The sequence below is a fragment of the Exiguobacterium sp. NPDC077395 genome, from assembly GCF_050269125.1.
Classification (GTDB): Bacteria; Bacillota; Bacilli; order Exiguobacteriales; family Exiguobacteriaceae; genus Exiguobacterium; species Exiguobacterium aestuarii_A.
The window spans coordinates 12,469-25,158 of the sequence record NZ_JBNNHU010000003.1; the positions used below are offsets into that span (position 1 = coordinate 12,469).

Genomic DNA, 12,690 nt, shown 5'->3' on the forward strand with positions numbered 1-12,690 from the left:
GAGGGGTTCGCGTCATGAACGTAATGGTCATCGGTCGAGGAGGACGCGAGCATGCGCTCGCTTGGAAATTAAAACAAGACGGACATCACGTCTTCGTTGCACCAGGTAACGCCTTCATGGAAGGAATGACATGTGTGTCGATCAATGAGACAGACGTCGAAGCACTTGCTCAGTTCGCAGAAGAAACGAATATCGAGTGGACAATTGTCGGACCGGAATCTTCTTTGATGGCAGGGGTCGTCGATACGTTCCGTGCTAAAGGACTAAACATCTTCGGACCGACGAAAGCAGCGGCCCTACTTGAAGGAAGTAAGGCGTTCGCAAAAGAGGTCATGATGGAGGCGGGCATCCCGACAGCAGCTTACGAAGCGTTCACGGACGCAGAATCGGCACTCTCCTATATTGAGAAGCTTGGAGCACCGCTCGTCGTTAAAGCAGACGGCCTTGCCGCTGGTAAAGGTGTCACGGTCGCGTTCACAGTGGAAGAGGCAGAAGCTGCGGTACGTGATATTTTCACGACGGATAAATTCGGTCAACAGTCACAGGTCGTCATCGAAGAGTTCCTTGATGGGGAGGAGTTTTCACTCATGGCGTTCGTCTCGGGAGAGCGTGTCATTCCGATGATTACGTCTCAAGATCATAAACGTGCCTATGACGGTGACAAGGGACCGAACACAGGTGGTATGGGTGCCTACAGTCCGATGCCGCATTTGTCAGAGGACGTGTATGAAGAAGCGGTGAAGACGGTACTCGAACCACTCGCTCAAACGATGGTCAAACGAGGGACTCCGTTTGAAGGATTCTTATACGCCGGACTGATCTTGACATCGAGCGGACCAAAAGTGATTGAGTTTAATGCTCGCTTCGGTGACCCAGAGACGGAAGTCATTTTGCCGAATTTGAAATCACCGCTCCTCGACGTGATCCAAACGGTCATCCGCAAAGAGCCGTATTCGATTGAATGGGTCGAGGGTTATACGATGGGGGTCGTCATCGCAGCGAAAGGTTATCCGGACCGACCTGTCACCGGTCAAGTATTGTCTGGTTTTGAGTCGCTCCCGCAGGACGTTCTCGTCTTCCATGCTGGAACTGCACAGCAAGACGGTCAAGTCGTGGGAAGCGGTGGTCGCTTGCTCGTTGTCACCGCGACGAAACCGAGGCTACTTGAAGCGAAGACAGCCGTTTATGAAGCCATCGCACAACTCGATTTGCCGGATACGTTCCACCGGACAGATATCGGGTCGCGAGCGTTCACACAGATTATTTGAAGGATGGGTCAACCCATCCTTTTTTTCATGCGAAAAAAAGGGAATCCCGATATCCTGTTCTACAATAATAAAGTAGCTTGAGGAAAGAGGGTGGTCGACCTGCGTGTTCAAACAAAACTATTCATTGCGATTGCCGTTAACATCGTACTCTTCATTGGCGTCATTCTATTTGTCATCAAACCGTATTTCGTAGAGAAGAGCATTGAACAGGACAAGGCGATGACCCACGATCAAATCGAGAGCGTGACAGAAGTGTTCGCCAATCATCGAAGCATGCTCGAGCGCATCCTTGTCGATTGGTCGGTCTGGACAAACGCCTACGATTTCGTTCAAAACAAAAATGAGTCGTTTATTGAAAACAATATGGGAAAAGAAACGCTCGACAATCTTGGGGTCGGGGCGATGATTTTCCTCGACCAGAATCGAGAGGTCGTCTACTCCGAATTCAATCAATTTTATGAGTTGGACAGTAAGAATGAAAAGAATGATTTCATAAATGAACTGGTGCGTTACGTCAACTCGTCTGGCGTCACACAAAGTGCGGTATATGGTACAGACTTCGGCCCCGTCGTGTTCATGAGCCATCCGATTGTAAAAAGTGATGGGACTGGGGAACCTGGGGGTACGCTTGTCCTCATTCAAAAAATTGGTCCAGACTTCATGGCGGCGATGAGCGTACAGGCAAAAACGAAACTTTCTATCAGTCCACTCTCGCATCAACGATTGACGATTAAGCAAGACAATCAGTTTGCCCGTGTCTCGTTACCACTGCAGTCGGTCTATCAAGATGCGAACTGGGAAGTCAATTTTTCGGTGAAGCGTACGTATTATTCAAACACACAGACGATGTTAGAAACAGGCATGCTTGGACTTCTCGTTCTTGGTCTCGGACTATTGTTGACCTTGTTTTGGACAGTGAATCAAATCGTCACGAAACGGTTAATGGACATCGTTAAAGAATTGAAGTGGATCACGAAAGAGCGAAACAGTCGCTTACGAATCCGATTGAATCCACATCAGCAGGATGAAATCGAAGAGATGGCAGTCAGTATAAATGAAGTGCTAGACGCACTTGAACAGACTCAGAAAGAATCGTTGACGCGTGCCTTTCGAGATTCTCTGACTCGCCTTCCGAACCGCTTGGCCGTTGAAGACATGTTTATGAACTTGCCGAACACGTCCTACTCGATCGGTGTGATGGGGATTGACCTCGACAACTTCCGACGAATCAACGATCAGTTCGGTCAACGGACGGGTGATGCGATGTTATCTTTCTTTGCGTCTCGATTGATGTTTTACAAAGAGGATGGTTTTGTTGCCCGAATCGGAGCTGATGAATTCATCATGATTCACCCTGGATGGGCGACTGAAGAGTTATTGATTGTCGCGAATCAACTGGTGAAAGATTTGAGAGAGTGGGGCTTGAAGCAAGGCATGAATCATCTGACGTTAAGTATCGGAATTGATGAGTTGGAACCTTCCCATCATTCCTACGAGGTCATGATGGCACGTCTCGATGTCGTCTTACACGAAGTTAAAGCATCAGGGAAGGACAAGATCCTCTCTTATCAGGACATCGAAGACGGGAGCCATTACTTGCAGGCGCTCGAGATGGAAAGAGATTTGCGATATGCGCTGCGTCACGACGAATTCGAATTGTATTATCAACCTATCGTCTCACCAAAACCGTTTCAAGTGAGAGGAGTAGAAGCGTTAATTCGTTGGCATCATCCTCAAAAAGGATTCGTCTCCCCAGGTGTCTTCATTCCCGTTGCCGAACAACTTGGGCTCATTTCGGATGTGGGAAGATGGGTACTTGTAAAAGCCATCACGGAGATTCAAGACTATGCGGAACGCTTTGATTTATTTTTGTCTGTCAATGTGTCGAAACGTCAGATTTTAGATGGGTCATTTTTAGAGGCACTAGAAGAAACGCTCACCAAAACGAGCTTCCCACCTCATCGATTGCATGTAGAAATTACAGAAAGCGAGGTCGGTGGGAATGTGTATGAACTCCAACAGTTCATTCAAGCGTTGAAGACAATCGGTGTCAAAATATCACTCGATGATTTCGGCGTCGGTACGTCATCGCTATCTTACCTTCAATCGCTACGTCTTGATATCATTAAAATTGACCAGAACTTCGTCAAGGGGATTCCGGAGAACAAATTTGATCGAGCGTTATTAGAAGGATTGTATCAAACGTTCCACACACTCGGCCTCGATATCGTCACGGAAGGGGTCGAACGACCAGAACAACTGGCTTTCGTATTAGAATATAGTGGTTCACTCATCCAGGGATATCATTACAGTAAACCGATTCCGGTAGAACAGCTGCATCACTATTTACGCAAAACGGTCATGACTCAAATTTGATGTAGGCGACTCTTCGTGCGGAGAGCCGCCTTTTTTGTGAAAAATATATGTGAAATTTGTTACAATAGGGAACATAACTTGCGACCCTTTCAGAGAAAAGGTAAACTTGAAACAGGGTAAGAAAACGCTTTCAAAACTATTTTTTAATAGCATTGAAAGGGAAAAGGGAGGATTGGGTTCGATGCCAACAAAAAGAACGGCGCGGGCACCGTGGTCGAAAGTGATGATTCGCTCGCAACTTGAAGTCGTAGATCGAGTACGACCACCTTCGCTCGTTTTACAGAACGCGACGTATTTGAACGTATATGTGAAACAATGGAAAACAGCGAACATTTGGATTGAGGGAGACCGAATTGTCTATGTCGGTCCAAATCTACCAGAATCGGCGGTCGAAACGGTTGATGTGTCAGGGAAATATATTGTGCCTGGTTATATCGAACCACACGCTCATCCATTTCAATTGTACAATCCGGCGACGTTGTCTAAGTATGCAGGAGAGCGCGGAACGACGACGCTCGTCAATGACAACATGCTCCTTTTTTTACAAGAAAAAGAGCAAGCGTTTGCGCAACTTGAAGCGATTCAACAGTTGCCGACGAGCACGTATTGGTGGGCACGACTCGACACGCAGACCGAGCTCGACCGAGAGAGTGTCGCCGTCGATTCAGAACGAATTCATGAATGGTTCAATCATCCGGACGTCGTGATGGCCGGTGAACTGACAGCATGGCCGCGCGCCTTGAAAGGCGACGATGAGATGCTCCAGTGGATGCTTGACGCAGAGACGTGCGGTCTACCGGTCGAAGGGCATTTTCCGGGTGCTTCACCAAAGACATTGACTAAAATGGCGTTGATGGGTGTACACAGCGACCATGAGGCGATGACAGCGGAAGAGGCGCTCAACCGACTCGAATTAGGCTACACGACGACGCTTCGTCATTCCTCGATTCGACCAGACTTACCAGGGATGATTCGTGATCTGCTTGCGAACGGATTAACCGCGTGCGATCATCTCATGGTGACAACGGACGGTTCGACTCCCGGCTTTTATGAAGACGGGATGCAGGACGCTCTCGTTCGCATCTTAATAGAAGAAGGGTTACCGGCAATCGAAGCGTATCGCATTGTGTCGCACAACGTGGCGCGTCATTTCGATCTTGATCATATTCTCGGTTCGATTGCACCAGGACGCATCGCACACTTGAATATTCTTGACTCAATCGAAGAACCTCGCCCGTCGGCTGTCATCGCGAAAGGACAATGGATTTACCGAGATGGTGTGTCCTTGTTCCCGAACGAATTGGTGGAAGCGGTGCTTGATAAGATGCCGTCGACTGACGTCTCGATTGAATTGACACCACAAGACTTGTCATTCAGCATGCCCGTCGGTCTCGACATGGTCAACTCGGTCATCATGAAACTGTTTAAAATCAAGCACGATACAGGGCAAGACGAATTGCCACGCGATGAGGACGAGTCGTTTTTGATGTTGCTTGATAAGGAAGGGAAATGGCGACTAAACACGGTACTGAAAGGATTTGCGAAAGATTTTGGCGGTCTGGTCAGTTCGTATTCGATCAGTGGGGACTATTTGATTTTAGGAAAATGTAAACAGGATATGTTACTAGCGTTCGAGCGGATGAATGAACTCGGAGGAGGCATCGTCCTTGTCGACAGAGGAGAAATCGTTGCTGAAATCCCATTACCGCTCTGTGGCATGACGTCGACAGAGCCGCTTGAGACGCTCATCGGTCAAGAGAAACAACTGCGTAACGAGCTTGTGGCACGAGGGTATCAGTTCGAAGATCCGATTTACACGTTACTGTTTTTAGCATCCACACACTTGCCGTACGTTCGGGCGACTCCACTCGGAATTTATGAAGTGATGAAAAAACAAGTACTATTTCCTGCGATTTTGCGATGAATAGTTGAGTCCGAGCCGCCCCTGCTTTAGAATGATAAAGAAGTATGAGTAGAGAGGATGCTTGCGGATGCAACTCGATAAATTACGAGGTCGAGAGCTTGATCAATTGTTTGAGGCAATTTTGAAGCTCGATACACTCGAAGACTGTTATCAATTATTCGAAGATTTAGCGACTGTTAATGAAATTCAAGCACTTGCACAACGACTAGAAGTGGCACGTCAAATACGTGAAGGCAATACGTATCATAAAATTGAGGACGCAACAGGTGCCTCAACGGCTACGATTTCTCGTGTGAAACGTTGCTTGAACTATGGGACAGGCGGATATGATCTCGCTCTTGAACGTCTACAACAAACAAAAGGTGACTCGTAAGAGTCATCTTGTTTTTGATGGAGGGGAGGGGCGAGATGCAACAAAAATTCATGAAGCGGAACTTACAATTGTTCTTTCGAAATTTAACACCAGTCCAAACACTCGTGTTGATTTATAGCGCGGCAGCCGTTTTATCCGTGTTGCTCCTCGCCTTACCGATTGCCCACAAACCAGGTGTGACGATTACGTTTACGGACCTCGTCTTCTTTGCGGTGAGCTGTGTCAGTGTTACCGGCCTTACACCAATCGTGGTCACCGATACATTTTCAACGTTTGGTTTGTTTATCATCTTGTTCATCGTTCAGGTGAGCGGTGTCGGGTTGATCAGTTTGCATGTGATCATGTGGATTTTGCTTGGGAAACGGATTGGATTTCGGGAACGACAACTGATTTTACGTGACCAAAACCAGACATCGATGTCGGGTATTGTCAAATACATCACGGAAATCGTCATCACGGTTATTGCGATCGAGGCGGTTGGTGCCGTCTTGCTCGGTGTCCATTACTTAAATTATTTTGATACCGCCGGCGAGGCTTTCTTACAAGGATTGTTTGGGTCGGTCAGTGCGACGACGAACGCTGGTTTCGATATTACCGGTAGCTCGCTCGCGCCATTCCGAGAAGATCCATTTGTCATCTTCACGCAAATCGCGCTCATGACCGGTGGTGCCATCGGATTCCCGGTTCTTGTGGAGATTCGGACTTACTTGGTGAGTCGTATTACACGGAAACGTCACACGTTCCCAAGTCGATTCTCTTTGTTCACGAAGTTGACAGTCTCGACATTCTTTATTTTGATTGCTGTCGGAACAGTCGGCTTATTCATTTTTGAGTACAACAATGCCTTCAAAGATTTGCCGCTCTGGCTGTCTCTTTCGGACTCGCTATTCCAGTCCGTGACGACACGTAACGGTGGATTATCGACAGTCGATGTCAACTTGTTCTCGGAAGCGAGCATGTTGCTCTTATCGATTCTCATGTTCATCGGGGCCTCTCCATCGTCTGTCGGTGGGGGGATTCGGACGACGACGTTTGCCGTCGCCGTTCTTGGTGTCGTCGCGTTCATCCGCGGAGACTCATCGATCAAGATTTTCGGGCGTGAGATTGTTCTCGAGGATATTTGGAAAGCGTTCGTCATCATTACGGTGTCGCTTGCCGTCTTATTATCTGGGGTCATGGTCATGGCTTACTTCGAAGATGCCTCATTGACACGAATCTTATTTGAGGCTTGTTCCGCGTTCGGGACGACCGGACTATCTGTCGGTCTCTCTTCCGAATTCAGTAACGTCGGAAAATGGGTGCTGACGATTCTCATGTTCATCGGTCGAATCGGAGTCATCGCCTTCATTCTCATCTTGCAACGGAGACAACCGAAGCGGATGTATAACTATCCGAAAGAATCAATCATCTTAGGATAAGGAGATTGTCATATGAAAGCCTTTTGGATTAATTTTGGATACGTCTTTATCGTTCCTGTCTTGCCGTTCATCGCGGTCGTCAATGGGACAGCGCTCTGTTCGCCAGACTCGCCATTACTTGATATTCCAGTGCTCGGATTCTTTTTAGCGAATCCGCTCTGGTTTGTCCCAGTATATGCGCTATTCGCACTGCTTGTTGCGAAATGGTTGACGGAACGGGAACGGAATCGTACGGCACGTTCGTGACTTGCTTCGGCAAGTCTTTTTTATTGGAGAGATGCACGTCACGTAAAAAATCGATACACTAGAGAAGGATTCGATGGGAGGGGAAGAATTGAAATTTCAGTCATGGCGGCACGTATTTAAACTAGATCCGAATAAATATCTCGACGAGGATTCGCTCCAGGCGCTTATCCACTCCGGCACTGATGCCTTTCTGATAGGCGGGACGGATGGTGTCGATGCAGAGAATACATTTTCTCTTTTCGCGAGAGTCCGGGATGCCGGATTACCGGTCGCGCTTGAAATCAGTCAACCGAGCCAGGTCATCGATGGATTCGATCACTATTTTGTACCGACCGTGCTGAACGCCGGAACGCCGGAATGGATTGTGGGACACCATGCACGCGCATTTGAACGTTACGGACATTTCTTCGACTCCCGTCATATCACGGCACAAGGCTACCTCGTCTTAAATCCAGACGCGAAAGTGGCGCACGTGACGGAGTCAACATGCGACTTATCGTTAGAACAAGCCGTGGCGTATGCCGAAGTCGGGCATCATTTGTTCCGTCTCCCTTCCCTCTATATTGAATATAGTGGACGACTCGGCAATGTCGACGTCGTGAAAGAAATTCGATTGGCGCTACCAGACGCGCACCTCTTTTATGGGGGTGGCATCGATGGGGCAGAGTCGGCTCGGTTGATGGGAGCGTACGCCGATACGGTTGTCGTCGGCAATATCATTTATGAAGACTTAGCAGGGGCACTTGCGACTGTGCAAGCACTCCGATAAAATAAGAACAAACGTTTGGAACAAGGAAGGAAACGATTATGTATAATCTTAGCGAAGAATTAGTCAAAGGTATGAACCCGGAACAAGCAGAAGCGGTCAAGCATACGGATGGTCCTTTGTTGATCATGGCGGGTGCAGGGTCTGGTAAAACGCGTGTCTTGACGCACCGCGTTGCCTATTTGATGGCGGCGAAGCAAGTGGCACCGTGGAACATTTTAGCGATCACATTCACGAATAAGGCGGCACGGGAGATGAAAGACCGGATTGCACGCCTCGTCGGTGGGGTCGCCGAAGACATTTGGATTTCCACGTTCCACTCGATGTGTGTCCGTATTTTACGACGCGATATCGATCGTATCCGATACGACCGGAGCTTTTCGATTTTAGATGCCTCGGACCAATTGACGGCCATCAAACAAGTGTTGAAAGAGTTGAATCTCGACCCGAAAAAGTATGAACCGCGTACACTTCTCGGGATGATTTCGAACCATAAGAACGAATTGCGAACGGCAAAGGACGCAGCAGCTCTTGTCGGTAACAATCCATATGAACGAATCATCTCTGACGTCTACACGGCATACGAGAAAAAATTGAAACAAAACAACGTGCTCGACTTTGATGATTTGATCATGAAGACGATTCACTTATTCCAAGAAGCGCCGGACGTGTTGGCATTTTATCAAAAGAAATTCAAATACATCCATGTCGATGAGTATCAAGATACGAACCGTGCCCAGTACACGCTCGTCAAACTTCTAGCGCAGGCACATGAGAATCTATGTGTCGTCGGGGACTCGGACCAGTCGATTTATCGTTGGCGCGGTGCCGATATCGCCAACATCTTGACGTTCGAGAAAGACTACCCGAGCGCCCATGTCATCTTACTCGAACAAAACTATCGCTCGACGAAGCGGATTTTAGAAGCGGCGAACGGCGTGATCAAAAACAACGCTTCCCGTAAAGATAAAAACTTATGGACTGAAAATGCTGAAGGAGAGAAGCTGTTGCTTCACGTCGCATCCGATGACCGTGACGAGGCATTCTTCATCATGAACCAGATGAAAGAACTGAAGATGGAAGGGATGGACTACGGTCAAATGGCGGTCCTGTACCGGACGAACGCCCAGTCACGTGGTCTCGAGGAAATGCTCCTCAAATCGAACATCCCGTATAAAATGGTCGGCGGGACAAAGTTCTATGAGCGAAAAGAAATCAAGGACGTCTTGGCATACTTGCGCTTGATCGCGAACCCAGACGAGGACATCTCATTCGTTCGTGTCGTCAATGAGCCGAAGCGAGGCATCGGTGCCGCGACCATTGATAAATTAGGGGACTTTGCGGATATGCAAGGCGTCTCGCTCATGGATGCGATTCGTGACATCGAACTGTCGGGAATTGCTCCACGTACGGCGACGAAACTTGCAGATTTCCGTCAGATGATGATGGACCTGCGACAAATGGCAGACTATCTCTCGATTTCAGAACTCGTCGAAGAAGTATTGAAGAAGACAGGGTATGAGGAAATGCTCAAAATCGAGAAGACACTCGAAGCAGAAAGTCGACTCGAGAACTTGCAAGAATTCCTGTCGGTCGCCCAAAACTTTGAGAAAGAAAGTGATGAACAGACACTCGTCGCTTTCCTTACTGATTTGACGCTCGTATCTGATCTAGATTCGCTTGATGAAGTCGACGAGTCGCATCAAGTCACATTGATGACGTTGCACTCGGCCAAAGGTCTCGAATTCCCGGTCGTCTTCTTGATTGGAATGGAAGAAGGTCTCTTCCCGCATAGCCGAGCGTTGAACGATGAGGAAGAGATGGAAGAAGAACGTCGTCTCGCATACGTCGGGATCACACGTGCCGAGAAGCGTCTGTATTTGACGCGTGCCCAGTCACGGATGTTGTACGGTCGTTTCCAAAACAACCCGGAATCAAGGTTCTTGCACGAATTACCGGAAACATTGTTGGAACGGTCCGGTAAGGCGAGAAAGCCAATGCCATGGAACCCTGTCGAGTCACCAGGGAAGTTGCCGGTGAACGGCTTCAGTTCAAAACCGAAACCGAAACTTGCGCAATCATCTGGTGCCGAAACGGTCGGCTGGAACGTCGGCGACAAAGCGAATCATAAAAAATGGGGACAAGGCACGGTCGTGCAAACACGTGGAGAAGGCGACCAACTCGAAGTGGATATCGCATTCCCAGAAGTCGGGATCAAGCGTCTATTGGCCAAGTTTGCCCCAATCGAAAAAGCGTGAGGTGAAGAGATGGAGATGGCAGAGCGTGTAGAGGAGCTACGCAAAACGTTAAATCAATATGGATATGAATATTATGTGCTTGACCGTCCGAGTGTACCGGACTCGGAGTACGACCGTTTGATGAACGAGTTGATTCAAATCGAAACAGACTATCCTGAACTTCGGACTCCGGACTCTCCGACGCAACGTGTTGGAGGAGCCCCACTTGACGCGTTCGTCAAAGTGACCCATGACACACCGATGCTTTCACTCGGCAACGTCTTCTCGAAAGAGGAACTCGTGGAGTGGGTGGAGCGGATCGAGAAAGACCTTGGCTACACACCTACATTCGTAGCTGAACTCAAATTTGATGGGCTTGCCGTCTCTTTAAGATATGAGGACGGTCGTCTCGTACGTGGCGCGACACGTGGAGACGGTACGACGGGTGAAGACATCACCCAAAACTTGAAGACGATTCGCGCCATCCCCCTTCGTCTACAGGAGGACGTGACGTTTGAAGTACGGGGCGAGGCATATATGCCGAAGCGTTCGTTCGAGCAATTGAATGACGAACGGGAGCGAGTCGGTGAACCATTGTTCGCCAACCCGAGAAACGCAGCGGCGGGGTCACTCCGACAACTCGATTCCAAAATTGCCGCATCGAGAAACTTGGCGTTTTTCGCCTACGGTTTAGTGTCACAAGACGATCTCGTCGCGTCACACGATGAGTCACTCGATTATTTAAAGCGACTCGGCGTCGCCGTAAGCGGAGACTATACGACGTGCAAGACGGCGGATGAACTATGGGACTATATCGAAACATACGTGACGAAGCGCAGCGAACTCCCGTATGAAATCGATGGGATCGTCATCAAAGTGGCAGGGTACGAAGAACAAGAACAACTCGGCTTTACAGCGAAAAGTCCGCGCTGGGCCGTCGCATATAAGTTCCCGGCAGAAGAAGTCGTGACGACAATCGAGGACGTCGACTTCAGTGTCGGTCGAACCGGAAAAGTCACACCGCGGGCGCGATTTGCCCCAGTTTCTGTGGCGGGGTCTACTGTGACGTATGCGACGCTTCACAATGAAGATTTTATAAAAGAAAAAGACCTTCATATCGGTGACCGCGTCGTGATCAAAAAAGCAGGGGATGTCATCCCAGCGGTCGTCTCGGCGCTCGCGAGTGAACGCAGCGGGGAAGAACGGGCAATCGAGTTCCCGACCCATTGCCCAGCGTGCGGGTCTGAATTGATTCGATTAGAAGGCGAGGCCGATCATCGCTGTGTCAATCCCGAGTGTCCGGCCCAATTGCTCGAGGGACTGATTCATTTCGTCTCACGGCAAGCGATGAATATCGACGGACTCGGTGAGAAGGTCATCACGCAACTCCATGAAGCGGGACTCGTCCATAACGTGGCCGACTTGTATCGCCTGAATCGAGACGATTTACTCGGACTCGAGCGTATGGGCGAGACGTCGGTGACGAACTTGCTTTCGGCGATTGAACAGTCGAAACAAAATTCGCTCGAACGTGTGCTCTTCGCCCTAGGAATCCGCCTTGTCGGGCAAAAGGCCGCCTCATTGATTGCGGAGCGTTTTGAGACGATGGAAGCCATCATCGAGGCGACGGTGGAAGAGTTGACGTCAATCGATGGCATCGGAACGAAGATGGCCGAGTCGATCGTCCTTTACTTCGAAAAACCGGAAGCACGTGAACTCGTCAAAGAACTTTCGGAATCGGGTGTGAATCTTTCCTTCAAAGGAACGAAACGACCAACAACGGAAGGGTCACCGCTCTCTGGTAAAACGGTCGTATTGACTGGGAAATTACATGAGATGACCCGCGGTGAGGCCGGGAAACAACTTGAACTCCTCGGTGCGAGTGTGACGGGGAGTGTGAGTAAAAACACAGACTTACTCGTGGCAGGTGAAAAGGCTGGTTCGAAACTGACGAAAGCCGAATCGTTAGGCATCGAAGTTTGGGATGAGGCGAAACTTCTCGATTTTTTAAATGAACACGCATAAGACGTTCCGCTTCGGCGAACGTCTTTTTTTTTCACGTTCGTTTTGTAAAATTTTATG

General features: G+C 48.9%; 9 protein-coding genes. All 9 read left to right on the top strand.

Going from position 1 to position 12,690, the window contains the following annotated elements; translation table 11 throughout:
• Positions 1-14 precede the first annotated feature (14 nt).
• The 9 genes from purD (at position 15) to ligA (ending at position 12,633) form a co-directional block, all read left to right on the top strand.
• The gene (purD, locus tag ACQKD4_RS12225) at positions 15-1,268 is read left to right on the top strand and encodes a phosphoribosylamine--glycine ligase (protein ID WP_427373512.1); all 1,254 of its coding nucleotides are present in this window, start codon (positions 15-17) and stop codon (positions 1,266-1,268) included.
• A 90-nt stretch (positions 1,269-1,358) separates the two neighbouring features.
• Positions 1,359-3,644 (top strand): bifunctional diguanylate cyclase/phosphodiesterase, encoded by a 2,286-nt coding sequence (locus tag ACQKD4_RS12230; protein WP_427373513.1) that lies wholly within the window; start codon positions 1,359-1,361, stop codon positions 3,642-3,644.
• Between the two features lie 181 nt (positions 3,645-3,825).
• Positions 3,826-5,568: an adenine deaminase C-terminal domain-containing protein gene (locus ACQKD4_RS12235; protein ID WP_427373514.1), complete on the top strand. Its 1,743-nt coding sequence runs from the start codon at positions 3,826-3,828 to the stop codon at positions 5,566-5,568.
• 67 nt (positions 5,569-5,635) lie between these two features.
• Positions 5,636-5,941, top strand: coding sequence for a YerC/YecD family TrpR-related protein (locus tag ACQKD4_RS12240; RefSeq protein ID WP_026826878.1), 306 nt, complete (start codon positions 5,636-5,638; stop codon positions 5,939-5,941).
• Between the two features lie 35 nt (positions 5,942-5,976).
• Complete coding sequence (locus ACQKD4_RS12245; RefSeq protein ID WP_214696732.1) at positions 5,977-7,359, top strand: TrkH family potassium uptake protein; 1,383 nt, start codon at positions 5,977-5,979, stop codon at positions 7,357-7,359.
• A 12-nt stretch (positions 7,360-7,371) separates the two neighbouring features.
• Positions 7,372-7,605 (top strand): hypothetical protein, encoded by a 234-nt coding sequence (locus ACQKD4_RS12250; protein WP_214696733.1) that lies wholly within the window; start codon positions 7,372-7,374, stop codon positions 7,603-7,605.
• An 88-nt stretch (positions 7,606-7,693) separates the two neighbouring features.
• The gene (locus ACQKD4_RS12255) at positions 7,694-8,374 is read left to right on the top strand and encodes a heptaprenylglyceryl phosphate synthase (protein ID WP_427373515.1); all 681 of its coding nucleotides are present in this window, start codon (positions 7,694-7,696) and stop codon (positions 8,372-8,374) included.
• A gap of 38 nt (positions 8,375-8,412) precedes the next feature.
• Positions 8,413-10,629: a DNA helicase PcrA gene (gene pcrA, locus ACQKD4_RS12260; RefSeq protein WP_214747472.1), complete on the top strand. Its 2,217-nt coding sequence runs from the start codon at positions 8,413-8,415 to the stop codon at positions 10,627-10,629.
• 9 nt (positions 10,630-10,638) lie between these two features.
• Positions 10,639-12,633, top strand: coding sequence for an NAD-dependent DNA ligase LigA (ligA, locus tag ACQKD4_RS12265; protein ID WP_427373516.1), 1,995 nt, complete (start codon positions 10,639-10,641; stop codon positions 12,631-12,633).
• Positions 12,634-12,690 lie beyond the last annotated feature (57 nt).

What these genes read in the sequence shown, in the direction of transcription:
- ligA (WP_427373516.1), top strand. Translation starts at nt 10,639, where the DNA reads ATGGAGATGGCAGAGCGTGTAGAGGAGCTACGCAAAACGTTAAATCAA.
- ACQKD4_RS12250 (WP_214696733.1), top strand. Translation starts at nt 7,372, where the DNA reads ATGAAAGCCTTTTGGATTAATTTTGGATACGTCTTTATCGTTCCTGTC.
- ACQKD4_RS12235 (WP_427373514.1), top strand. Translation starts at nt 3,826, where the DNA reads ATGCCAACAAAAAGAACGGCGCGGGCACCGTGGTCGAAAGTGATGATT.
- ACQKD4_RS12245 (WP_214696732.1), top strand. Translation starts at nt 5,977, where the DNA reads ATGCAACAAAAATTCATGAAGCGGAACTTACAATTGTTCTTTCGAAAT.
- purD (WP_427373512.1), top strand. Translation starts at nt 15, where the DNA reads ATGAACGTAATGGTCATCGGTCGAGGAGGACGCGAGCATGCGCTCGCT.
- pcrA (WP_214747472.1), top strand. Translation starts at nt 8,413, where the DNA reads ATGTATAATCTTAGCGAAGAATTAGTCAAAGGTATGAACCCGGAACAA.
- ACQKD4_RS12240 (WP_026826878.1), top strand. Translation starts at nt 5,636, where the DNA reads ATGCAACTCGATAAATTACGAGGTCGAGAGCTTGATCAATTGTTTGAG.